Raw genomic sequence first — 24,072 nt, forward strand, 5'->3', positions numbered from 1 at the left:
ATCTATCAAAGTCTATTATATCAAATAATGATTAGTCGTTTAAATACGCTTCTCTTACTTTCTTGAATAAATTAGAGGAATAAACGAAGTCAACAACAGCTTCGTTGTCGGTTCTGAAAATGTCCTCTTTTGTGCCTTCCCAAGCTTTAACTCCATTTTTTAAGAACAAGATATTCTCTCCAATTTCCATTACAGAATTCATGTCGTGGGTGTTGATTACGGTGGTAATGTTGTATTCCTCGGTGATTTCCTTGATGAGATTGTCGATTAATGTGGCCGTATTGGGGTCTAGTCCTGAATTGGGTTCGTCACAAAACAGGTATTTGGGATTGTTTACAATGGCACGCGCAATGGCGACACGTTTTTGCATTCCCCCGGAAATTTCAGAAGGCAATTTATGATGGGCATCAATAAGTGCCACTCTTTTTAGCACAAAATCAACACGATCTTGAATTTTATGTTTGTCGTCATTGGTAAACATTTTCAACGGAAAACCCACATTTTCTGAAACGGTCATCGAATCAAACAAGGCACTTCCCTGGAAAAGCATTCCAATTTCGGTTCTTAATTCCCTTTTTTCTTCTGAAGTTAGGTCTGAATAAATTCTGCCGTCAAAAGAAATGGTTCCCACTTCGGGCGTAAAAATTCCAAGTAATGACTTTAGCAAAACTGTTTTCCCGGAGCCACTTTGACCAATAATCAAGTTGGTTTTTCCCGTTTCGAAAACAGCGGAAACGCCTTTGAGAATTTTGGAATCCCCGAACGATTTTTCTAAATTTTTTATTTCTATCATTAGGTCAACATTAATTGAGTTAAGATATAATTCATCAAAATAATCGTAACCGATGTCCAAACGAATGCCACGGTACTTGCTTTGCCCACTTCAAGAGCGCCGCCTTTCATGTAATAACCGTGAAATGACGGTATTGTTGCCAATAATATGGCAAACACAAAAGCCTTGATAAAAGCATAAGCAACGTGAAATGGAACAAAATTAATTTGGATACCGTCTATAAAGTCGGTGCTTGTTGCAAAACCACCATAAACGGCTGCAATATATCCGCCAAAAACCCCCAAAAACATGCTTATCCCAATTATGAATGGATAAAGCAGGATGGCGATAAGTTTTGGAAATACCAGGTAATTTAGCGAATTCACACCCATAACCTCCAGGGCATCAATTTGTTCTGTCACGCGCATCGATCCAATACTGGACGTGATAAAGGAACCCATTTTTCCGGCCATGATAATGGAGATAAATGTTGGGGCAAATTCCAATATTACGGATTCTCGGGTGGCATATCCAATAATGGTTCTGGGAATTAGCGGATTGTTCAGGTTCAATGCGGTTTGAATGGAGACAACACCTCCCACAAAAAAGGAAATAAAAGCCACAATTCCGAGTGATCCAATAATTAAATCATCAATTTCTTTGAAGACAAGTACCCTCATCACGGACCATTTGGTCTGTTTGCTGAAAATTTCTTTCCACATCAAGAAGTATTTGCCTATCTGTGATATATAGCGAATGAGCATCATTTTTTTAGTGTTCGGTTTACGGTTTGCAGTATTCAATCAAGAATACAAGTACGCAAAAATACTGTATTTTGTTGGAATTTTGGATTTTGTTTTTGATTACGAAATATTAAAACAATTTCTCCTTCATTTTCTGCAAACGGTATTTTCGAATGAATTTGGCTTGCTCTGGATTGACCAATATGGTTTTTTTGGCAGATTTGGCTTTCCAAAATCCTTGAATGTAATCTAAAAAAAGCAATGGTTTTTTCTTCATCATTGCCAGTTTTGCCGAAGCAATTGCGGTAATAAAAAATCCGTAACCCAAGGTGTAAAAAGCTTCACCTTGTTTGTAGCGTGCCGTTTTGTTGTAGTTGGCGCCCGTGGGTTTGAGGTGTTTTACGTGCAAACTTTCGTCAGTAACCACTTTCCAATTGTAGAATTTGCAAAGCAATTCGTCAACCGTGTCCCAACCCATTGCTGGTTTTAAACCTCCAATTTGCTGGAAAGTTGCTTTTCTATATGCTTTGAGTGCGCCTCGAATATGATCTTTGTCGGTCAGGTTTTCCAGAATCCAGTCGCCATTTTTTTCGATGTAACAAAATCCTCCTGCCATTCCAATTGTTGGATCAGATTCAAAATGTTTGATGACGGTTTCGAAATAATTTGGAGGAAAAATCAAGTCGGCATCAATTTTCACGATTAAATCGTAGTTTTCATCCAATGTTTCGAACCCTTTTTGAAAAGCTTGAATCACTTTGCTTCCTGGTAAATGTATGTTTTTGGAAGTTTTGTTTACTAAACTGATATACGGGTTTTCTTTGGCAAAATCCAAAACAATTTCGGCAGTTTTGTCCGTGGAATTATCGTTGACCACCACAATTTTTGACGGCAAAACGGTTTGCGAAATCAAGGATTGCAAGGTCAAAGGAATAAGTGCTTCTTCGTTGTAAGACGGAATAACTATGTAATATCTCATGAGGTTAATTACTAATTATTAGTCACTTTTTCAGCATAAACGATATAATATCTCGGCGTGAAAAATCGCAATAAGGGTCGGAATCCAATTTTCTTTACAGGATGCGTAAATTTCTGCCTGTCGATGATTTTCCAGCCTGTTTTTTCCAAAAGCCAGTCCAATTGCCAATCCTCAAATTCGTGGTAATGTCTGTCCCACATATCGGTTTTGCTTCTATAAGCCGGCGAAAACCACAAACGCAACGGAATGGAAATCAGTAGTTTGTTGCATTTCACGTTTTCCAATACCGTGTAAGGATTCAATAAATGTTCGAAGATTTCAAAAGCGGTAAAAACAGTGTAGTTCTCGTTTTGCAATGCCGCTTGATTGTTGTCGATATCTTCGCCTGTAGTGTTTTTTACGCTGTATCCGTTTTCTCCCATTATTTTGGAAAAAGGATTTGGAACGCCTAAATCAAGGATGGTTTCGGAAGTTGGAACGTGTTTTTGTAAAAATTCTAAAGTGTGTTTGAATCTTTTATTGGGAAATGTTTTTTCGTACATAGTCTTTGCGAGGAACGAAATAGTCTTTCGTTCATAAGTTTAATTAGGCTGTAAATGTACAAAGTTTTGGTGTCTTTTTGTAATCAAATTTATCGTGATATTTTATTGATCAAGGCCAAAAAAGCTTCGATTTTTTCAGACGAAACGGGAAGCTCTTTTTTGTTGGAAAGCGTGACCCAACCTCCATTCGATTTGTCGTATTTTTCCACAAATTGTGTGTTGATTAAATAGGATTTGTGGATTCGGCAAAAACACGGATTCTCTTTGAGTCCGTCTTCGAAATTTTTTATGGAACGGCTAACGATCATTTGTTTTTCGTTTTCCAGATAAAGTTCAGAATACGAATTGTCGGCCTTGATGTAAACGATGTCTTCAGGTTTTATGAAATGCAGTTGACTGCCTTCGGGAACCGCAATTTTGTTGATTTTTTTATCAGAAATAATGCTTTTCAAACTCGAAAAGGATTCTTGATTGTAGGTGTTGTTTTTCTTTTCAAAACGTTCCAAAGCTTCTTTGATGTCTTCTTTGTTCAAGGGTTTCAGTAAATAATCGACGGCGGCAATTTTCAAGGCTTCAATCGCATAATGATTGTAGGCGGTGGTGAAAATGATGGAGAAATCAACTTCTTTTTCGTTGAAAAAATCCAAAATTTCCAATCCGCTGAAATTAGGCATTTCAATATCAAGAAAAACAAAATCGGGTTTGTGTTTGTGAATGGCTTTTACACCCGATGGCAAATCGTCGGCAATAGCCATGATTTCGATATTCGGGAAGTGTTTTTCCAAGATGTTTTGCAACAGCATTTGTGCCCTTTTTTCGTCTTCGATGATGATGGTTTTGTATTTATTCATAGCGCAAATCCATTGTGATTTTTATCTCTGTTCCTTCCGGTTTTTCGTTGCTGTCGAATACTTCATTGGTTTCAACAGCGATCTTTAAATCATTTCTGTTGATGATTTCCAGTCGCTCCAGCGTGGCTTTTGTGGCAAACGAAGTGTTTTTGTTGCTGTTTTTTTGATTGATTTCATTGGCTTTTGTCAGTCCGATTCCGTTGTCTTTTATTATGATTTCCAATTGGTTTTGGGTGTTGATTTCAAAATTGACCCATAAATTTCTTTTTCCTAATTTGTGTGCTAATCCGTGAATGACTGCATTTTCGATATAAGGTTGCAAGAGCATTGTTGGAATCGTTGCATTGTGAATGCTCGGGTTTTTGATGTTAATTTGGAAATTAAAATTGGATAAACGTGTTTTTTGCAAATTCAAATACAAGGTTTGCATTTTTATTTCTTCGTCGATGGTAATCCAGTTTTTGTCGGTCATTTCGAGAATCATTCGAGTCAGTTTCGAAAATTTGTTCAAATAATCGGTGGCTTCTTCAGTTTCATTGGTGGCAATATAGGATTGGATGGTGTTGAGCGCATTAAAGAAAAAGTGCGGATTCATTTGCGATTTCAAGGCCTTGAGTTCACTTTGCGAAGCTTTTTTCTCGGCAAGAATTGTTTTCTCGGCTTCCTGAAGTTGGAGTTTCAGAAGCTCGTTTTGTTTCTTGATTTTGAAACGATTAAAAATAAAATAGCCTAAAATCAGTGCGGAAAGAATGAATAATGACAGCGATAAAACTATCGATTTTTGCCGTTTGTTTTCCAGATTGGCAATTTCATTGTCTTTTTGTAGCGAAATGATATGGTTTTGTTTTTTCTCGGTTTCGTATTTGGTGTTGATTTCGGAAACGGCTTTTTGTTTTTCGATGCCAATGACGCTATTGGTCACTTTTTTTAATTTTAATCCCGTGAGATGAGCATTTTTAAAGTCGTTGTTTTCGGCATAAAATTTTTGTTGAATTTCCAGTGTTTCGATTAATACGTTTTGTTCGTTTGTTTTTTCGCAAACTGTGATGGCTTTTTTAAGGTATTCAAACGCTTCTTCTTTTTTGTTTTGATGCCAAAGCACCACTCCAATATTTTTGTAATTCTTTCCTAAAAAATTATTGAATCCTTCTTTTTTGGATAAAAGTTGCGATTTTTTTAAATAACCATAAGCAGTTTTGTAATCCTGCAATAGGACATATTCTTCACCAATGTTGCAAGTGGCAATGGCTATTCCGAATGAAATTTTAAGTTTCTCGCAGAGTTCCAAGGTTTTTTTGTGGTATTGGATAGCCTCTTTATGTTTTTTTAGCGAGGAATATAAACCGCCGATGTTGGTTAGAATTGCGGCTCGATTTTGAGAATTTTCTTGTCCTGATTGCAACAAAATTTTATCGGCCTCTTTTAAAATCGGCAATGCTTTTTCGGGTTGATTGGTTCGAACATAGAGGTTTCCTAAATTGTTTTTTCCAATAACGATGTTTTTGGTGTCTTTTGATTTTTCGGCAATAGAAAGGGCTTTGGTGTAATGGGCGATGGCTTTGTCGTAAATGGCTTGTTGGTAATAGGAATTTCCGATGCAGTTCAAGGAACGAATTTCGCCCAAAGTGTATTTAATCTCTTTTGAAAGTGTGTAAGCTTCTTGCGCCATTTTCAACACTTTATCTGAATTGGAAAAAGTATTGGCCACACAATAATCCACCATCATTTCGACTTTGATAGTGTCTTTTTTAGAATAAGTTTCAATTTTTTTTAAGGCGTCTTTTGGGTTTTCTTGTCCAAAACAATAGATAGACAGGATAAAAAGGAGTGCTATTTTTTTCATCAACAAATGAGCTAAATTATTTTTTGTAAAAGTATAGGAAATATACAATATAAAAAGACGGTTCTCAAACTCAAAACGGCAGTTCTCAAACTCAAAGGTTTTTCTTGTTTTTATTGAAATAGTTTTGGAACATAATTATAAAACCAATTATTATGAAAACACGATTACTTTTCTTTTTTTTACTGGCATTTTCGTTTGGCCAAGCACAAGTTAGTTTCAATGCGCCTTATGCATCGAGTGTTGCAGCCACTACCGCCAATCTTAATGTGTACATGAATTTAAACAACACATATCAAGTGTCGTATCAAATTGCGACAAGTTCAGCTGGCGTTGCTTCGGCAGCCAATCAAGGTTCTCAAAACACTTTTGCGGGTTCTTATAATCTTGTTAAAAACCTAACCGGTTTATTACCCAATACGACTTATTATTTTAGATTCCGTGCACTTGCATTTGGAGTTTATACCAATTCAGCTATAAGTTCTTTTACAACTGCGGCTTTAGTGCCAATAATTTCTGGAGTTACTTCTTCAGCAATTACAACTAATGGGGCTACTATTAATTATACTTTAAATGCCCAAGGTTTCAATACTACTTCTGTGGTAAAATATGGTTTGTCTGTTGCTACAATGACAAGTCAAGTTGTGGGGAATTCGGCAACGGGAACTTCAAACACGGCAGGAAGCACTTTACTAACAGGGCTTACGCCTAATAGACAGTATTATTATCAAGTTGAAGCGGTTAATGCAAACGGAACCACTACAAGCGAGTCTATTGGTACTTTTACAACGACTACTGTTTTTCCGATTATTTCCGCTGTTTCTGCATCGGTTACGCAAACTACAGCAACCATTAATTATACCTTAAACGCCAATGGAAGTAATGCAACTTCAACAGTTTATACACTAGATGGAGGGATTATTCAAACTGAAATTACTGGTGTATCATCAACAGGAACAACCAACACGACTGGGAGTGTTACCTTTACAGGGCTAATGGCTAATACGCAATATATTTACAGACTTGAAGCAACTAATAGCAATGGGACTGAAAACACTAATTTATTTACTTTTATTACAGCTGCTCCGCCACAATTGATTGCTGAATATACATTCAATAACACACCAAATAATGTAAATGGAAATTCGCCTTTTTCTCATCTTTTTGGATTGTCCTACACTGCAGACAGACACGGAAACGCAAATGCAGCCTTGAGTCTTTCTGACAATGGAGCTGTAGCAACTATTACTGGCCTGCCTTATGGCTCGAATGGTAGAACGGTTTCATTTTGGGTAAAAACGACTACGATGAATACTTTTTTCAATTATGCCTTTCATTATGGAGATGCGGCAAACGGAAATGGTTTTTTGTTTAAACCAGCGCAATCAATATTTTTTGCGGGTTCGGGAGGCAACAATAGCATTGCCACTTCACATACAAACAATGCTTGGTATCATTATGTTTGTACGTATGACGGCACGATATCAAAAATCTATAAAGATGGTGTACTGATTTCAAGTGCTGCTACAACTTGGAATACAGTAAACAATTTGGATAAGTTTAGATTAGGATTGACAGAAAACGGATCGACAGGCTATTTTAGTGGAGCCATTGATGATTTAAAAATTTACAATTATGCCTTGACTCAAGCTGATGTAAACAGTTTATTTACCAATAACACTTTGTCTTCTCAAGATTTTTCTCAAAACAACCTAAAAGTTTTATTATATCCAAACCCTGTGAAAGATGTTCTAAATATCGAAACCAAAACAGAATTGAAGTCAGTTGAAATCTATAACATTCAAGGGCAAAAAGTAAAAACGTCCACACAAAAACAAACTAATGTTTCCGATTTGGCTTCTGGAATCTATATGGTTAGAATTCAAGATGAAAATAATGGAATCGCCACTGAAAAGATAGTGAAACAATAAAAGAAGTAGTTGCATAAATTAAAAAACCCTTTTAAGTGATTTCTTAAAAGGGTTTTTATTTTTTTAATATCTATAAACAAAGGCATTGATATTCATTCCTGCCCCAACGGAAGCGAAGATGAGAATGTCGCCTTTATGTAGTTCTTGATTTTCGATTTTTCCTCGAATCAATAAATCCAAAAGGGTAGGAACGGTAGCCACGCTGCTGTTTCCCAGTTCGTGAATGCTCATTGGCATAATGTCTTTGGGAACAGATTTGCCGTATAATTTGTAAAAACGGTGAATGATGGCTTCGTCCATTTTTTCGTTGGCTTGGTGAATCAAGATTTTTTTCACGTCGTCAATGTCCAATCCGCTTTGGTCTAGACAACTTTTCATGGCTGCTGGAACATTGCTCAAGGCAAATTCATAAATTTTTCGGCCATGCATTTTGATGTAGCAAGTATCTTCTTTTGCCAAATCGGGATTGTATGATTTTCCAAAAAACAAATAACCAGCTTCATCGTAGGCATAAGTGGCGCTTTCATAAGACAGCATTCCCGTTTCGTCATCCGAAGCTTCGATTATCGCTGCTCCAGAACCGTCAGAATAAATCATGGAATCCCTGTCGTGTGGATCGACCACTCTCGAAAGGGTTTCGCCGCCAATCACCAAACAACGTTTTGCCATGCCGGATTGGATGAAAGCATTGGCCTGAAGCACGCCTTCTATCCATCCTGGACAACCAAAAAGAATGTCATAAGCCACACATTTTGGGTTTTTTATTTGCAATTTATGCTTGACGCGAGTGGCCAAACTAGGGATGATGTCCGATTGTTTTGAACCGTATTTCACATCGCCAAAATTGTGGGCAAAAATGATGTAATCAATGGTCTCGGGATCTATTCTTGCATTTTCGATTGCTTTTATCGAAGCCAGAAAGGCCAAGTCTGAGGTGTTTTGTTCAGGAGAAGCATATCGTCTCTTTTCGATTCCGGTAATGCTTTTAAATTTATTGATGACAACCTCGTTCGGGTAAGCAAAAGGGGTTCCGTCTTCATTTAAAAATACATGTTTGTTAAAGTCTGCATTGGCAACTTTTATTTCTGGAATATAACTCCCTATTCCGCTTATTTTTATTTTCATTAGAAAAAAGTAAAAGATTTAGAACAAATTTATAGATAAAAAATGATAAAAAAAGATAAAACTTACTATGCGCGCATATAATTGTATAAAAACCTGTTTTTTAGTAAAAAACCGATTATTATGCATCAAATAGTAAAAAGTTACATTTTTATTTTCATTACTGTGGCAATGGACAAGGCTCTTGTTTTCATGTTTTCGGCAATTTGTCCTTCAAAGTTTTCGTCAATTGTGGTGTTGAAATAATGAAGCCAAATGGAAAAATGTTCTTCCGATAATTTTAATTTTTGGTTGATGTCTATGTGGATTTGAAGCACGTTTTTTCGGTAACTGCCGGTGTCAAAAAGGATTTGTTCCCAGAAATCAACCAAGTCCAATAAATGGGGTTCTAAATCGATTTGGGCCACTTCGGTAAATATAAAATTGATTTTGTCGTCGGCGAGTAATTTCTTGTAGAATTCACTCATCAACAGATGTAAATCTTCTCGGGTTTGAATGTCTGTCATATTTTTTTTTTTGAAAAAAAATGTCCCGATTTCTCGAGACATTTTACTAAAATAACATTAATTTTTCACATAAGCTTCAATCGCGGTACAATTGATTGAAAATCTTATTTGATGTTTAGTTTTTCCAAGTGTAAATTAATTTCTTTATCTTTTTTGTTGTACTCTATCAAAGCGACATAACCTACTTTGCCTGCCATTACCCTGAATTCTTTGTCTTCACTGGACAAATAGATTTTGTCTTGTGAAAGAGAACCTTCATCATAAATAATGGTTTTGAAAGCAAATTTGTTTTTTTCGCCCGAAAGTCTTTCATAATCTACAAAACAAGAATAAAAGCGATCGTTCTTTTTGTCTATTTGTGTAAATACATAATCAAATGCACCTTGGTTTTTCAAGGCATTTGCATTAAGTTGTGGGCTTCCAAAATCGGTTAGGCAAGGCACTCTCGATTTTCCTTTTTCAAATATTTTGATGTCTTTTAATTTAAAGTCACGATCAAATTTAAAAGCAACTGCATCTGTTATGGTTAATTGAGTTGTAGCTCCTTGTCCTTTGTTTAAAACAGCCATTGCAATTCCGCTTGCACTTGCCGTTTTCTTGTATTTTTCACCTATAGCATAGATTTCGCCAGATGCTGTTTTCACGATTTTATGAAAATAAACATGGCCTATTTCCTTTTCTCCTGCTTGAGGCTTATAGAATTTGCTTACGTCATTTTTCCAGCTTACAAAAACTTCTTTATTGGTTTGTCCGGATAAATTAACTTCTTCCGAAAAAAGACCTTGGCTTTGATCGTCAAAGATATTGTCTCCTTCGTTGAAATATTCACCTAACAACACCACTGCCTTATTATCGTTTATGTAGGCATTGGATATTAATCTTGGATTTTTGTTTTTACTGTATTCTTTGTCAAACAAAAGTTTACCGGTATTTGCATCTATGACAAGTGTTTTAATCATGACTTTTCTGGAAAACACGCTGGTTCTTGAAAATTCCAATGCTACAACGACATCTTCATTTACTTCGATGGGATTTATCATCAATATTTCTTGTGAATCTACGGGAGAATTAAATTCCCAAGCTTTTCCTCCATCGGTTGGATAGTATTTCAAAGAATATCCTATTTTTTTGTTGTCGGCTACTTTGTTGAACAAAAAACCTTTGTTGTTGACAGGAAAAAGAATGTTGAAATCACCGGAAAGTTTCATTGCTTCGATCCACTTTATTTCTTTGCTTTCCAAAGGAATGTCTATGGACGAACTTTGTTCTGCTTTTTTGTTAAAGGTAAGCAAGTTGATCTTTTTTTCTTTATAATTGGCTAAGGCAAACAGCATGGCTTGATTATTAAAGCTGCTGTTCATCAAAAAGGTGTTTTTGTTGTTGATGTAGGTTTTTTTTGCCACTTCAACCAAATTGTTGTCCAAGATTTGAATGGCAAATTCTCGATCTCCTTTTTTTAATTTGTCCATTTCATAAAAAAAATAGTAGCCTTCCACATCTTTTTCTTTATTCAAGATTACTCCTGAATTTTTTACTGTGAAGGTGTTAACTTCATTGATTTTTTTTGTTTGTGCAAGCGCAAGGTTTACGGCAAGACACATTAAAAGTAAACTAGCAAGTTTTCTCATTGGTTGTTTGATTTTGATTTGTATTAATTTTGGTTTAAATTTTTAAAGAAATTGAAAGAATCCTGAAAAGCAGCTTTGTCTTTAATTTTTGATTCATTTTTGAGGCAAAAATAGTAACCTATTTTTCGAATGTTTTTCAATTCGATATTGTTCAAAAACAATCGTATTTCGTTGATGTTTTTTTCTTCGGAAAAAGGACTGACTCCTCCCACATATTTCCCGAAGACGTGTTTTTCTTTCAATAGATATACTTTTTTCAACAGATAGGCAATTGAATTGCAGAATTCGTCTTCCGGTATTTTATTTTGTTCGTGAAGAGCCAATAATTGGTACAAGGCAAAGTCTGATTTGAGATTGTCAAAATAAATTTTGATACTGCTGTCAAAAGCCGTTTTTTGCAGTTTTTCAAATTCAGAAGTAGTCGAGTTTGTGGGGTTGAATTTGAAATTTCTATTTAAAGTTTCCATCCGGAAGGGAATGTTGGGATGTGTTTTTAAGGAATCTGCATTGAACTTTAAATCATCGGCACTTTCTTTGAGATTGAATAATTTTTCCTCGGAGCTGATCCATGCTTCTTTAAAGGGATATTCGTTAAAATCAAAATTTTGTTTCAGGTTGGTAGTGGCATTAAAGATCATGTTGTTGGAGAAATCCAGTTTTTTGAGTGCGCTAACCGAAGCCTGTTTGTTGTAATTGGTTTTGTTGAACAAGACGAAACCTAAAGAATCCGCTTGAATTTCGGCACTTCTGCTTTGTTTCATAAAATTATAATCTAAATCTTTCAACAAAGCAGAAACCGCAGCCCTACGTCCGTAGGTTTGGTTTGCGGCCTTATTTATTTGATTTTTGGTTTCTTTTGAGTTATACGAGTCAAGATATTTGTTGATGGCTTTGTCGCCGTGTTTCAGTATATGGTGGCCTATCTCGTGACAAATTATAAACGCAAGTTCGTCATCGTTTTCAATTAATATGAATAAACCCAGATTAATGGAAAACAATCCGTTGCCATAACAGGCTGCATTTGGAATCATTGATTTGTTTATAAGGAAAACAAAGTCGTCATGTTTAATTTGGGGATTTGCAAGGTATATTTTGGAAAGAATGGCATTGATTGATTTCTGGATTGTTTTATCAAAAATAAAAGTGCTGTCTTTTACGTCCTTTAAAAAGGAAGTGTTTCTTTCCAGAAGTATTTCCTTGACTTTCTTTTGTTTTTTTATGTCAAAATTACTAGCTTTTTTGTTTGACATCGAGCTGAGATAATTTTTTAGGGAATCTATACTTTGAGGTGAATAATTTAAAAGCTGATTTTGGGAATGCATTTCACAAACAATCAAAAATAAGAATAAAGAATAGATGGCTTTTTTCAACTATTTAGTAGGATTTGGTTTTGTGGAACCAAAAGTAAGAAAAATGTCCCGATTTCTCGAGACATTTTGTATTTATTTTCTGAAATTATTTCTAGCTCTCCATATACGCTTCAATTGGAGCGCAACTACAAACCAAGTTTCGGTCGCCATAAGCATCATCGGCTCTGCGAACGGTTGGCCAGAATTTGTTTTCGGCAATATATTCCAATGGAAAAGCAGCTTGTTCTCTGCTGTATGGGAAATTCCAAACATCGGCAGTAAGCATCGCCAGTGTATGAGGAGCATTTTTCAAAACGTTGTTTTTGTCTTCCAATGTCGAAGCTTCAATTTCTTTTCTGATGGAAATCATCGCATCGCAAAAACGGTCTAATTCTTCCAAGTTTTCGCTTTCGGTTGGCTCAATCATCAAGGTTCCAGCCACCGGGAAAGAAACCGTAGGCGCATGAAAACCATAATCCATCAAACGTTTGGCGATGTCGGTCACTTCGATTCCTTTTTGTTTGAAAGGGCGACATTCCAAAATCATTTCGTGGGCGGCACGACCCATTTCGCCAGAATATAAAGTGTCGTAATGACCGTTTAGTTTTTCCTTGATGTAATTGGCGTTCAATATGGCGAATTCAGTTGCTTCTTTCAATCCTTCTGCGCCCAACATCGTGATGTAGCCGTAAGATATCAAACAAACCAATGCCGAGCCCCAAGGCGCAGCAGAAATAGCCGTGATGGCATTTTCTCCACCTGTTGCGATTACAGGATTGGATGGCAAGAAAGGAACTAAATGTTCGGCCACACAAATTGGTCCAACGCCTGGTCCACCACCTCCGTGAGGAATTGCGAAAGTTTTGTGCAAATTCAAGTGGCAAACGTCGGCTCCAATGGTTGCCGGATTGGTCAAACCAACTTGTGCATTCATGTTGGCGCCATCCATATAAACTTGTCCACCGTTGTCGTGGATGATTTGTGTAATTTCTTTGATGGCGCTTTCAAAAACCCCGTGAGTCGAAGGATAGGTTACCATCAAACAAGACAAATCGTCTTTGTGTTCAATCGCTTTTTGGCGTAAATCTTCCACATCGATGTTTCCGTTTTCCAATGTTTTGGTAACGATAACTTTCATTCCCGCCATCGCTGCCGAAGCCGGATTGGTTCCGTGTGCCGATGAAGGAATCAAGGCAATATTTCTATGGTGATCGCCACGAGATTGGTGGTAAGCACGAATAACCATAAGTCCTGCATATTCGCCTTGTGCACCAGAATTGGGTTGCAAAGTCGTTCCTGCAAAACCGGTAATTACGTTCAATTGTTGCTCCAGTTTAGACAACATTTCCTGATATCCCTGTGCTTGGTCTAGCGGTGCAAAAGGGTGAATGTTGTTCCAAAGTGCATTGCTTAATGGCAACATTTCGGCTGCAGCATTCAATTTCATGGTGCAAGAACCCAACGAAATCATCGAATGATTCAAGGATAAATCTTTGCGCTCCAACATTTTGATGTAACGCATCATTGCTGATTCCGAATGGAATTTATTGAAAACTTCGTGGTCCAAAAATGTTGAAGTTCTTTCCAAATGGGAAGGGAAATGATTGGTTTCCGTCAAAACTTCAATTGTGCTGGCCTGGGTATTATTTGCGGAAGCGAAAATCGAAACAATTTTGTTGATGTCGGCAATACTCGTGGTTTCATTCAAGGAAATAGAAACGGTATTTTCGTCGATGTAATAGAAGTTAACTTCGTTTTGTTCGGCGATTGTTTTTATTTTTTTGGCATCAGCTTTCACTACGATGGTGTCAAAGAAAGCCGTATTGGTTTGCTGCAAACCTAGTTTTTCCAATTCATTGGATAAAGTTGCGGCCAAAGCGTGAAGTTTATTGGCAATATATCGCAAACCTTCTGGCCCGTGATAAACGGCGTACATTCCAGCCATAACCGACAATAAAACTTGTGCGGTACAAATATTGGAAGTCGCTTTGTCGCGTTTGATGTGTTGTTCGCGAGTTTGCAAAGCCATACGAAGCGCACGATTTCCGTCGGTGTCAACGGTCACGCCAATAATTCTTCCCGGCATGCTTCTTTTGTATTCGTCTTTTGTGGCAAAATAGGCGGCGTGTGGTCCACCATAACCCAACGGAATTCCGAAACGTTGCGTGGTTCCAAGAACAACTGCAGCACCCATTTCTCCGGGAGGTGTTAGTTTTGTCAAACTCAAAATATCGGCGGCTACGGCAACTTTTATTTCATTTGCGGCAGCTTTTGCAATGAAATCGGCATAATCATGAACTTGTCCGTATTTCCCCGGATATTGGAGGATGGCTCCGAAAAAGTCTGACGAGAAGTTAAACGTTTCGTGGTTTCCTATTACCAATTCAACTCCAATTGGCGTAGAACGGGTTTGTAAAACGGATAATGTTTGTGGTAAAATTTCTTCCGAAACGAAGAATTTGCAAACGTTGTTTTTCTTTTGGTCGCGGGAACGAACGTCATAAAGCAAAGCCATGGCTTCGGCAGCAGCAGTTCCTTCGTCCAATAAAGAGGCATTGGCTATTTCCATTCCGGTCAATTCGATAACCATAGTTTGGAAATTCAAAATCGCTTCCAAACGACCTTGGGCAATTTCGGCTTGATATGGCGTGTAAGCCGTGTACCAGCCTGGGTTTTCAAAAATATTTCTTTGAATTACTGCAGGAACAATCGCTTGATTGTAGCCCAAACCTATATAGGATTGAAACATCTTGTTTTTGCTTCCCAACTGGGCGATATGATTGGAATATTCATATTCGGTCATGGCTGGATCCAAAGCAAGTGGTGCTTTTAGACGAATGTCATCCGGAAGTGTTTCATAAACAAGTCGCTCAATCGAGTCAACTCCTATGGTTTTCAACATGTGTTGCAGGTCGGTTTCTCTCGGGCCAATGTGTCTTAAAGCAAAAGAATCTGTTTTCATAGAAAAAAAAGGGTTGTTTTTTGAGCCGCAAATTTATGGATAAATATCAAATTAAAAGGGGTTAAAGCGGTTGATTTTTAGCAATCTTTCAACTAAAACGGATATTTGATAACAACGTTCATTATTTTTGTGGAATGAAGATTTTCAAGAAGGCATTCGATTTCTACCTAGAGGGCAGCATTCACGTTGCTTTGTCCTGCTTTGCCTTGGTTCAAATCACGCAACATTATTTCAGTATTTCCAATGATTATCCGATGGCTTATTTCGCCTTTTTCGGGGCAATTGTAGGATATAATTTCGTGAAATATGAAGCTTTGGCCAGAGCCAAAAAAGTGCAAATGAAAAACAAATTAAAAGCGATTGCAATCCTGAGTTTTTTGTCGTTGTGGGCTGTTGGTTTTTATTTTTTTCAGTTGGAAAGAATTACTCAAATTGTTTCGGTCGGTTTTTTTATTTTGACATTATTATATGCGCTTCCTTTTTTTTCGAACCGGAAAAATGCCCGAAATTGGGCTGGCGTGAAAATTTATATCGTGGCTTTATGCTGGGTTGGAGTAACGGTTGTTCTGCCTGTTTTAAATGCCGATGTTTCATTGACTTCCGATTTTTACATCAAATGCATCCAACGATTTATCCTGATTTTTGTATTGATACTCATTTTTGAAATCATTGATTTAGCCAAAGACGACCCACATTTGCAAACCGTTCCACAACAAATAGGGGTAAACCGGACAAAGAAATTGGGTTTCTTGTTGTTGGCTTTGTTTTTTGGATTGAATTTTTTTAGTTTTATCATTGATGTCAACTTTGAATATTCATCCTTTATTATTGCGACAATTACCGCCTTGTTTTTGGCTTTCGCCAATGAAAAACGCTCCAAATATTACACTTCTTTTTGGGTCGAAAGCGTGCCGATTTTGTGGTGGTTAATGCTTTTAATTCTTTAAAAACACTAATATTGGTGAGTGTATTCACTGAAAAATATACAATATTGGTGAATACGTTCACCAAAAAATATATAAAATTGGTGAATAGGAAATTTGCTTTAATAATTATATGGAAAATTAATGGGTTTTGAAATATGGATTTTGAAAAATTAATTATAGATAGTAAAGAGAAAGATATAGCAACTTTGAAAGAGGAGATTAGTCAAATAATGTTGGATAAGAAATACACGACTGATATTTTCACAACTTTTACATTCAATGGTTTTTATCGTGCAAGAAAACACAATGATGTTAAAGGCGATTGTAAGGATGAAATTTTAATGGAATTTGTTAATGAAAAAGAATTTTGGAATCCGCCTGCTAGAAATGTTAAAATGGGAAGATGTAATGGAGACGGAGAAAGTATGTTTTATTGTTCAAGTGATTTTTTAACTGCTGTTCTTGAAGTTAAACCTGAAATTGGAGATTATATTACTATTTCAAATTTCAGTAACTTATATACGGAAAATATTCCTAGATTTAGAATTAATGCAATCGGCAAAACATATTTATCTAAAATTCATAATCTTCAAAATTTATTTGAAGATTATAAATTAAATAAAGACAAAATTGAAATTGAAGATTTTTTGGATAAATTATTTCATCAGAATGTGGATGATATCGAAACATACAAATATAAGTTAAGTGTTGCGTTATCACATATTTTTATGACGGATGGAACAGATAGAAAAAGAAGTATTATACAAACAGATGGCTTGTTATATCCAAGTATTATTAGAAATCAGACGAGTTATTGTTTTGTTTTGAAACCTTGGTTGGTGCATTGTTATTTTGAAATTTCAACAATACAAACTGTTCAAGTTGTTGGAAAAGGGAATGATTTTATAAAGCTTAAATTGCATAGGAATGGTCGGTTATTGGAGGAAAAACTTTATCCAAATGATTTGTTTGATATTGATTGGAGGGATGTTTCTAAAAAATCAGATATTGAAACATTATATTTCTAAAAAAAACAAAGTTTTTTTACTTCGGTTCTTGTTTTTGAAAATTTTAAAACTAAAAAATTAAGAGAAAAACGATTTCACCTGATCCACATCAAACGATTTTTTCTCTTCATCGACAGTGATAATACTTGTGGCAACGGCTTTCTTTTTGCCTTGTAACAAAGCTATTTTTTCCTCGATGGTATCTTTGCAAATCATTCGGTAAGCCATTACTTTTTGCTTCTGTCCAATGCGGTAACAACGGTCAATGGCTTGGTTTTCGACAGCGGGATTCCACCACGGATCGACCAAGAAAACATAATCGGCTTCAGTTAAATTGAGTCCTGTTCCTCCCGCTTTCAGGCTAATTAAAAACACTCGGACATCAGTATTATTCTGAAAACTATTCACTTTTTCTTCCCGATTGGTCGTTTGTCCGTCGAGGTATTCGTAGTGAATTTGCTCTTCATCTAATCTGGTTTTGATGAGTTGCAGCATTTTTACAAATTGCGAAAACACTAATATCTTGTGATTTCCGGTTTTTTCTTTGATGTTTTCTAGCAATAAATCAAGTTTAACCGATTGATTTCCATAATCTTCTTCATCCGAAATTAAGGCGGGTGAATTGCATATTTGTCTCAATTTAGTCAATCCTTCCAAAATATACATTTGTGCATTTTCAACTCCGTTTTCGTCTATTTTATTGATGAGGTAATCGCGGTATTTGTTTTTAAAGCTGTCATATACCTTGCGCTGTTCGTTGCCCATTTCGCAATAAATAATACTTTCGGTTTTCTCTGGAAGTTCTTTGGCAACCTGCTCTTTGGTTCTTCGAAGCAAAAAAGGAGCAATCATTTTGCTTAATAAATGCGAGGCATCGTGATTTTTTTCTTTGTCAATTGCGTCCGAAAATTCAGTTTTGAAATGCGTCATATTACCCAATAATCCTGGATTAATAAAGTTCATTTGGGCATACAAATCAAAGGTATTGTTCTCAATAGGAGTTCCGGTAAGTACCAATCGATTGTAGGAATTTAATAAGCGAACGGCTTTGTATCGTTTGGAATTTGGGTTTTTAATCGCTTGACTTTCGTCCAAAATAATGTAATTGAACTTGAAATCTTTCATAAATTCCACATCATTTAACAAGGAACCATAAGTAGAAATGATCAAGTCATATTTAGAGAAATCGTCTTTGTTTTCCATTCGATTAGAACCCACAAAAGCCAGCATTTTTAGCGAAGGACAAAATTTTTCAATTTCGTTTTTCCAATTAAAAATCAAAGAAGTGGGTGCAATTATTAGCGAAGGCAGGCATTTGTTGTCTTTCCCTTTCAAATATTGCAAGAACGTGATGGCTTGCAATGTTTTTCCCAATCCCATATCATCGGCTAGGCATCCGCCCAATTGGTTTTTGTCCAAAAACGCCAACCAATTCAATCCGTGGTGCTGATAATCTCTTAATTTGGCTTTGATGCCTTTCGGAATTGGAACTTCTTCTATGTTGGAGATGTTCTGTAAACGTTTCTTTTTTTCTAATAATTCAACCAAAAACGGAGGTTTTTTCTCCATTTCTTCAAACAATTCGTCGATGATTCCAAACTGATAATTGGAAAGTTTGATCCCGTCTTTCTTGATTTCTCCAACTTTAAAATAATTAGAGAATTTTTTCATCCATTCTTCGGGCAGAATTCCTAGCGTTCCGTCGCCAAGCGCCACATAATTGCTTCGTTTTAAAAATGCTTTTTGCAGTTCTTTTAGACCTACTTTTTGGTTGCCAAAACTGATGTCAATTTCCAAATCGAACCAATCAATATCGGATTTTAAACCAATTCTAATAACGGGTTTATTGATGTTGAATTGAAACGATTTTAAGTTATTGGCACCAAAAACCTTCATTTCCTGCTGATGCATTCTGTCGGTAGCGTGAAGCATCCAATAGTTTTCCATCAACTGCTCGGGCGTGAGAAAAAAGAATTCGTCCTGCTCGGAAAATGCGGGATGCAATCCTCTAAATTCTTCTATAAAATTATCCTCAAAAGACTGGTTTCTTTCTTGATATAAAATGGATTTTTTGATTGTGTTATTTTTTGATTCTTCGACAAGCATCTCATTGGAAAAAACAGAAACTAACTGGTTTGGGTATTTTACTGCAGGTTTGAAAACGATATATTGCCCTTCATAATCGGTAATGTAAACGTGTTTTTCGAGTGTAGTTTCTTCAATTTCTACTTTGCTTTTTTTGAAAATTGTCGATTGAATTTCAAATTTTTCGGACAAGGGCTTAACAATTTTTTCGTAAAAATCGGGAGTGTCTTTTTTTAGATAATTAATCTCGGCAAAATTGCTAAAATGGTTGAGATATACCGAAAGTTTGGCGTCATTTATGGGTACAATTATGTCATCTACAAATAGGTATAAAGGAGTTATTTGTATGGCAGCGGCGTCTAAATTATAGTTTTTGTCGTTTAGCGAAATTTTAGCTTTTAGTGTGTAGAAATAGGCTGTTTCACTTATTGTGAAAAACAATTTTATTGTTTTGTTGTCATACACACAAGGCGTTAAGTTTTTTCGAACCAAGGTTTTACTACCATCATAAGTATAGCTAAAATTGTTTTGCAGCACTTCCAAAAGTTTTTGACTGGAAGCGATGGCTTTTTTTAAATAATTTACGTCTTTGGTCGATCTGTATTTGGACAATGCGGTATTGATTTGCATTGTTTTTACAATCAAACTTTGTTCTTCCTCTGAACTGTAAATCGTCAAGGCATCCTCAAAATTGTAGTGGTTTATTCGTGTAATTGAGGAAGAAAAATCGGTTTTGGCTTTGTTGTATTTGGCTTGAAAAAGAATGAGTTCAGTGAATTTTTTTCTTTCAAATTCAAAGCAAATTCCTAATCCAAAATCAGCGGTTTTGTTGTCTGAAGAAGGTAGATTTAAGATGGTTTCTACTTCGGCAGTTTTGAATATATTGGAGTAATCTCTAGAATCGGTAGTGATGTTTTTGGCTTTTGGCTTGGCTTCAAATCCTTTGGTTGTGATTTTGAAACTAAAAACACTGTTGTAGTCATCCTCCGTTGTGAAGCCATATTTTGCAATGGCTTCTTTTGTTTTTTCTTCGATATATTTTTCAGCAAACAAATTTTCTCCAAAAACAGTTTCTATTTCTTGTAATGCTTTTCCAATATGTTCACAGGATTTTTTTGCTTTGGTGCAACTACATTCAAATTCTAAAATTTCGGTTTCAGGGTTGTATTTAAATATTTGCTTAGATGCGTTCCAACCCGTTGTTTGTGTGCTAACTTCGGTTTGGGAGACTGCCGTTATTTTGTAATCATCATAATTGTAGCCACGGTATCTAGGAGCAACCGTCCAATTATTAATCGTGTTTAAGGTAATAATTCCGTCGGTTAGTTTTACTTGGTTGCCTTTGAGTTTTTCGATTTTATTTGCAGTTGTAATAGGAAGTTCTTCAAATAGACTATAAATTTTTTCCTCTTTTGTAGCTGTTGTAGGTAGCACATCGCTATAATCTTCTATAATTATCTTTAAAGAGGCAATTACGTGTTTGCAAATTCCGGAATAGCTTCTTTTGTATGGACAAGAGCAAGTGGTACTTATGTTGTTGTTTTCTATGTCGATTTTAATATTGTAATAATCACTACCAATACATTCAAAAATAAATACATTACCTTCTTGACTTATAAAATAGGCATCTACTTGTCTTGAATTACTCCTTGAATTGGGGTTGCTATTTGTTTTAATGTATTTTTTTATTGCCTTGATATCCATTCTAATTCTTGTTTGGTCAAATGTATAGAAACATTATTATTTTAAAAAGTTATTCTAAAGGAAAACCGAAGCATTCCTACTTCGGTTTCTATCTGTATTCTGAAATCTAAATTTTGCTATCTTTTAAATCAACCCCGTTTTTTTCAACTGAGCATCTATTTTTGGCTCCTGTCCTTTAAAACTTTTGTACAATTCTATTGGAAATTCAGTTCCTCCTTTAGAAAGGAAGTTGTCTTTTCTTGAGGTTTTTGCCAGTTAAAAATAGATCAATAAGAACTTTTTTTAATGGATAGCTAGTTTGTAAATCATTCATTTTTTGTTACTTGTGATTATTTTTAAATAGTGTTGTGACTTGTTTTTCCTGCCTTGTGGCAATGAATTCTCGTCTTGTAACATTTTTTATTTTAAATCTATATATCTAATATAGTTTTGATATAGAAAAGTGGAGCAGAAACCACTTAAAAAAACGAGGCGGTTCCGAAAAGCCTACGAGTAGGAACAAATATAATACAGAAAATTATGTCAGATTTATTAGCAGGTGCTTATTTAGCAAAAGGTACTATTGGAAATGTTGGAATGTCTGGTGCCCCAGTTGCAACATTTAGTTTAGTAGTTGTGCCATCACAAAATTCGGTGTCAGGCACGGTTGTAATTACGCAGGCCATAAGTGGTCCAGACAGTTATATTGTTGTTCCAGTAACTGGAAAAATATATGCAACTGGACTTGGAAATGTTACAAAAGTAGTTAGTTTACAAGGTCAGTACGTGCATTCTGTTCCGCCTCCGGCAATAGGATCTTTCTTGGCTAATTTTGATGCCCATTTGGCTATTGATAATGCTTGGAACGGAAAAGGAGGATTCACTTATTACCAACACCAAGTTGAAAATGTACCAGTTGCAGCAATAAATAGTTTGGTTGAGAGCAATTAGTTTAGATTTTTAACAGACAATATAAAAAGATTGCCTAAATCAGGCAATCTTTTTTGTTTTAATATGCAAAAAACACGAAGCATTGTTGCCTCGGTTTTTATCTAAATCAATCCTGCTCGTTTCAATAAAGCATCCGGCTTAGGTTCTTGTCCTCTAAAGCGTTTGTACAAAATCATAGGATGTTCTGTTCCGCCTTTTGAAAGCACGTTTTCCTTGAATTTTGCTGCCACTTCTTTGTTGAAAATTCCCTTTTCCTGAAAATATTCGAAAGCATCGGCATCGAGAACTTCCGCCCATTTGTAGCTGTAATATCCTGATGAATATCCGCCCTGGAAAATGTGTGAAAAAGCGGTGCTCATTGCGTTTTCCTTCACGTCAGGATACAATTGTGTCGCTGCAAATTGCTCCGTTTCGAAGGTTTTGATGTCTGTAATATTCGAAGGATCTTGTCCGTGCCAACCCATATCCAACAATCCAAAACTCAATTGGCGCATTGTTGCCATTCCTTCCTGAAAACTCGCGCTTTCCTTGATTTTGTGCACTAATTCCATCGGAATCATTTCGCCGGTTTCGTAGTGATAAGCGAATAAAGCCAAGGCTTCCGGCTCGTAACACCAGTTTTCCATTATCTGGCTTGGCAATTCCACAAAATCCCAATAAACTGAAGTTCCAGACAAACTTGGATAAGTAGTATTGGCCAACATTCCGTGTAAAGCGTGACCAAATTCGTGAAACAAGGTTGTCACTTCGTTGAATGTCAAAAGCGATGGTTTGGTTTCCGTAGGTTTCGTGAAATTGCAAACGTTCGAAATATGCGGTCTTTCGTTGATTCCTTTTTTGATGTATTGTGATTTGAAAGATGTCATCCAAGCGCCGTTTCGTTTTCCTTTTCTCGGGAAGAAATCGGCGTAGAAAATCGCCACTAATTGGCCTTCTTCGTCTTTTACTTCGTAGGTTTTTACGTCTTCGTGGTATTTATCTACTTCAAAAGTTTCTTCGAAGGTGATTCCGTATAATTTTTGTGCCACCGTGAAAGCACCGTCCAAAACTTTCTCCAATTGGAAATACGGTTTCAATATTTCGTCATCCAAACTGAACAATTGCTGTTTCAATTTTTCCGAATAGTAAGCACCGTCCCATTTTTCTAGTTGCTCGAGTCCGTCCAATTCCTTGGCGAAAGCCGTTAATTGTGCGAATTCTTTTTCGGCTGCCGGTTTGGCTTTCGCCAATAAATCGTTCGAAAATGAAATTACTTTCTCCGGCGTTTCTGCCATTCGTTCTTCGAGAACAAAATGAGAATGCGTTTTGTAACCCAAAACTTGCGCTCTGTCGAAACGCAATTTGGCAATTTTCAAGACGATTTCCTGATTGTCGAATTCGTTGTTCTGGAAAGCTCTGGCACCAAAGGCAATTGACATTTTCTTGCGCAATTCGCGATTATCGGCATAAGTCACAAACGGAATGTAACTTGGATGATCCAAGGTAAAAATCCAACCTTCTTTTTCTTGGCTTTTCGCCAAAGAACGAGCTGCTTCCCGAGTTCCTTCAGGCAATCCGACCAAATCATTTTCGTCGGTGATATGCAATTCGAAAGCGTGGGTTTCGGCCAAAACATTTTCGCCAAACTGCAAACTCAACTTCGATAATTCCTTGTCGATTTCGCGCAATTGATTCTTTTTGTCTTCGGGCAAATTAGCTCCGTTTCTGGAGAAACTTTTGTATTTTTTGTCTAAAAGAGTAGTTTGTTCTGGATTGAGATTCAAATGTTCTCTTTGTTCGTAAACTGCTTTTACTCGAGCAAACAAATCAGGATTTAATCGAATATCATTGCCAAATTCAGACAACAAAGGTGAAACTTCCTGGGCTATTTTTTGCATTTCGTCACTGGTTTCTGCCGAGTTCAAGTTGAAAAAAATGCTTGAAATTCGATCCAAAATATCGCCACTGAAATCCAGGGCTTCAATCGTGTTTTCGAAAGTGGGCTTGATGGGATTATTTACAATTCCGTTAATTTCGGATTTTGCCAATTCGATTCCTTTTTGAAAAGCAGGAAGGAAATCTTCGTTTTTGATTTTCGAAAAAGGCGCAGTGTTGTATTTTGTATTGAAATGGTGTGTTAAGACGCTCATTGTTTTGTTTTTTAGCCCCGATAGCAGTGGAAATCCTTTTCTTTTTTTTCTTTAAAAAAAGAAAAG

The 24,072-nt window shown here is 36.3% G+C and carries 17 protein-coding genes; 4 read left to right on the forward strand and 13 right to left on the reverse strand.

Annotated features, from left to right (window positions below; genetic code table 11):
- Positions 1-31 precede the first annotated feature (31 nt).
- The 6 genes from OZP13_RS01065 to OZP13_RS01090 form a co-directional block, all read right to left on the reverse strand.
- Positions 32-793 carry an ABC transporter ATP-binding protein gene (locus tag OZP13_RS01065; RefSeq protein ID WP_281298348.1) on the reverse strand — a complete coding sequence of 254 codons (762 nt, stop codon included), beginning with the start codon at positions 791-793 and terminating at the stop codon, positions 32-34.
- Entirely contained in the window at positions 793-1,539 is a 747-nt protein-coding gene (locus tag OZP13_RS01070; RefSeq protein WP_281298349.1) for an MlaE family ABC transporter permease, read from the reverse strand. Before OZP13_RS01070 ends, OZP13_RS01065 begins: the two co-directional genes overlap by 1 nt.
- Before the next feature lie 106 nt (positions 1,540-1,645).
- Positions 1,646-2,494, reverse strand: a complete 849-nt coding sequence (locus tag OZP13_RS01075; RefSeq protein ID WP_281298350.1) for a glycosyltransferase family 2 protein — start codon at positions 2,492-2,494, stop codon at positions 1,646-1,648.
- A gap of 11 nt (positions 2,495-2,505) precedes the next feature.
- Complete coding sequence (locus OZP13_RS01080) at positions 2,506-3,036, reverse strand: methyltransferase (protein WP_269241878.1); 531 nt, start codon at positions 3,034-3,036, stop codon at positions 2,506-2,508.
- A gap of 89 nt (positions 3,037-3,125) precedes the next feature.
- Entirely contained in the window at positions 3,126-3,887 is a 762-nt protein-coding gene (locus tag OZP13_RS01085; protein WP_281298351.1) for a LytR/AlgR family response regulator transcription factor, read from the reverse strand.
- Complete coding sequence (locus OZP13_RS01090) at positions 3,880-5,730, reverse strand: tetratricopeptide repeat-containing sensor histidine kinase (RefSeq protein WP_281298352.1); 1,851 nt, start codon at positions 5,728-5,730, stop codon at positions 3,880-3,882. The genes OZP13_RS01085 and OZP13_RS01090 overlap by 8 nt, the downstream gene beginning before the upstream one ends.
- Before the next feature lie 152 nt (positions 5,731-5,882).
- Between OZP13_RS01090 and OZP13_RS01095 the strand changes: the two genes are divergently transcribed.
- Positions 5,883-7,658, forward strand: a complete 1,776-nt coding sequence (locus OZP13_RS01095; RefSeq protein ID WP_281298353.1) for a LamG-like jellyroll fold domain-containing protein — start codon at positions 5,883-5,885, stop codon at positions 7,656-7,658.
- 63 nt (positions 7,659-7,721) lie between these two features.
- Here the strand turns inward: OZP13_RS01095 and OZP13_RS01100 are convergent, their stop codons facing one another.
- The 5 genes from OZP13_RS01100 to gcvP form a co-directional block, all read right to left on the reverse strand.
- The gene (locus tag OZP13_RS01100; protein WP_281298354.1) at positions 7,722-8,783 is read right to left on the reverse strand and encodes a 3-oxoacyl-ACP synthase III family protein; all 1,062 of its coding nucleotides are present in this window, start codon (positions 8,781-8,783) and stop codon (positions 7,722-7,724) included.
- A gap of 140 nt (positions 8,784-8,923) precedes the next feature.
- Positions 8,924-9,286, reverse strand: a complete 363-nt coding sequence (locus tag OZP13_RS01105; RefSeq protein ID WP_269241886.1) for a group III truncated hemoglobin — start codon at positions 9,284-9,286, stop codon at positions 8,924-8,926.
- Positions 9,287-9,390: 104 nt separating this feature from the next.
- Positions 9,391-10,914 carry a DUF6770 family protein gene (locus OZP13_RS01110; RefSeq protein ID WP_281298355.1) on the reverse strand — a complete coding sequence of 508 codons (1,524 nt, stop codon included), beginning with the start codon at positions 10,912-10,914 and terminating at the stop codon, positions 9,391-9,393.
- Positions 10,915-10,937: 23 nt separating this feature from the next.
- The gene (locus OZP13_RS01115) at positions 10,938-12,164 is read right to left on the reverse strand and encodes a M48 family metalloprotease (protein ID WP_281298356.1); all 1,227 of its coding nucleotides are present in this window, start codon (positions 12,162-12,164) and stop codon (positions 10,938-10,940) included.
- Positions 12,165-12,375: 211 nt separating this feature from the next.
- On the reverse strand, positions 12,376-15,225 hold the full coding sequence (gene gcvP / locus OZP13_RS01120; protein ID WP_281298357.1) for an aminomethyl-transferring glycine dehydrogenase: 2,850 nt from the start codon (positions 15,223-15,225) through the stop codon (positions 12,376-12,378).
- Between the two features lie 134 nt (positions 15,226-15,359).
- Between gcvP and OZP13_RS01125 the strand changes: the two genes are divergently transcribed.
- Complete coding sequence (locus OZP13_RS01125; RefSeq protein ID WP_281298358.1) at positions 15,360-16,172, forward strand: UbiA prenyltransferase family protein; 813 nt, start codon at positions 15,360-15,362, stop codon at positions 16,170-16,172.
- A gap of 134 nt (positions 16,173-16,306) precedes the next feature.
- Positions 16,307-17,179, forward strand: coding sequence for an RES domain-containing protein (locus OZP13_RS01130; RefSeq protein WP_269241891.1), 873 nt, complete (start codon positions 16,307-16,309; stop codon positions 17,177-17,179).
- A 57-nt stretch (positions 17,180-17,236) separates the two neighbouring features.
- Here OZP13_RS01130 and OZP13_RS01135 read toward each other — a convergent pair whose 3' ends face one another.
- Complete coding sequence (locus OZP13_RS01135; RefSeq protein ID WP_281298359.1) at positions 17,237-20,947, reverse strand: DEAD/DEAH box helicase; 3,711 nt, start codon at positions 20,945-20,947, stop codon at positions 17,237-17,239.
- A gap of 519 nt (positions 20,948-21,466) precedes the next feature.
- Here OZP13_RS01135 and OZP13_RS01140 point away from each other — a divergent pair.
- Positions 21,467-21,877 (forward strand): DUF1842 domain-containing protein, encoded by a 411-nt coding sequence (locus OZP13_RS01140; protein ID WP_281298360.1) that lies wholly within the window; start codon positions 21,467-21,469, stop codon positions 21,875-21,877.
- A gap of 101 nt (positions 21,878-21,978) precedes the next feature.
- Here the strand turns inward: OZP13_RS01140 and OZP13_RS01145 are convergent, their stop codons facing one another.
- Entirely contained in the window at positions 21,979-24,006 is a 2,028-nt protein-coding gene (locus OZP13_RS01145; protein ID WP_269241897.1) for a M3 family metallopeptidase, read from the reverse strand.
- Between the last annotated feature and the right edge of the window lie 66 nt (positions 24,007-24,072).

It is taken from the genome of Flavobacterium limnophilum (assembly GCF_027111315.2).
GTDB classification, from domain to species: domain Bacteria; phylum Bacteroidota; class Bacteroidia; order Flavobacteriales; family Flavobacteriaceae; genus Flavobacterium; species Flavobacterium limnophilum.

What these genes read in the sequence shown, in the direction of transcription:
- OZP13_RS01110 (WP_281298355.1), bottom strand. Translation starts at nt 10,914, where the DNA reads ATGAGAAAACTTGCTAGTTTACTTTTAATGTGTCTTGCCGTAAACCTT.
- OZP13_RS01070 (WP_281298349.1), bottom strand. Translation starts at nt 1,539, where the DNA reads ATGATGCTCATTCGCTATATATCACAGATAGGCAAATACTTCTTGATG.
- gcvP (WP_281298357.1), bottom strand. Translation starts at nt 15,225, where the DNA reads ATGAAAACAGATTCTTTTGCTTTAAGACACATTGGCCCGAGAGAAACC.
- OZP13_RS01105 (WP_269241886.1), bottom strand. Translation starts at nt 9,286, where the DNA reads ATGACAGACATTCAAACCCGAGAAGATTTACATCTGTTGATGAGTGAA.
- OZP13_RS01075 (WP_281298350.1), bottom strand. Translation starts at nt 2,494, where the DNA reads ATGAGATATTACATAGTTATTCCGTCTTACAACGAAGAAGCACTTATT.
- OZP13_RS01145 (WP_269241897.1), bottom strand. Translation starts at nt 24,006, where the DNA reads ATGAGCGTCTTAACACACCATTTCAATACAAAATACAACACTGCGCCT.
- OZP13_RS01115 (WP_281298356.1), bottom strand. Translation starts at nt 12,164, where the DNA reads ATGTCAAACAAAAAAGCTAGTAATTTTGACATAAAAAAACAAAAGAAA.
- OZP13_RS01140 (WP_281298360.1), top strand. Translation starts at nt 21,467, where the DNA reads ATGTCAGATTTATTAGCAGGTGCTTATTTAGCAAAAGGTACTATTGGA.
- OZP13_RS01085 (WP_281298351.1), bottom strand. Translation starts at nt 3,887, where the DNA reads ATGAATAAATACAAAACCATCATCATCGAAGACGAAAAAAGGGCACAA.
- OZP13_RS01125 (WP_281298358.1), top strand. Translation starts at nt 15,360, where the DNA reads ATGAAGATTTTCAAGAAGGCATTCGATTTCTACCTAGAGGGCAGCATT.
- OZP13_RS01095 (WP_281298353.1), top strand. Translation starts at nt 5,883, where the DNA reads ATGAAAACACGATTACTTTTCTTTTTTTTACTGGCATTTTCGTTTGGC.
- OZP13_RS01100 (WP_281298354.1), bottom strand. Translation starts at nt 8,783, where the DNA reads ATGAAAATAAAAATAAGCGGAATAGGGAGTTATATTCCAGAAATAAAA.
- OZP13_RS01080 (WP_269241878.1), bottom strand. Translation starts at nt 3,036, where the DNA reads ATGTACGAAAAAACATTTCCCAATAAAAGATTCAAACACACTTTAGAA.
- OZP13_RS01090 (WP_281298352.1), bottom strand. Translation starts at nt 5,730, where the DNA reads ATGAAAAAAATAGCACTCCTTTTTATCCTGTCTATCTATTGTTTTGGA.
- OZP13_RS01130 (WP_269241891.1), top strand. Translation starts at nt 16,307, where the DNA reads ATGGATTTTGAAAAATTAATTATAGATAGTAAAGAGAAAGATATAGCA.
- OZP13_RS01065 (WP_281298348.1), bottom strand. Translation starts at nt 793, where the DNA reads ATGATAGAAATAAAAAATTTAGAAAAATCGTTCGGGGATTCCAAAATT.
- OZP13_RS01135 (WP_281298359.1), bottom strand. Translation starts at nt 20,947, where the DNA reads ATGGATATCAAGGCAATAAAAAAATACATTAAAACAAATAGCAACCCC.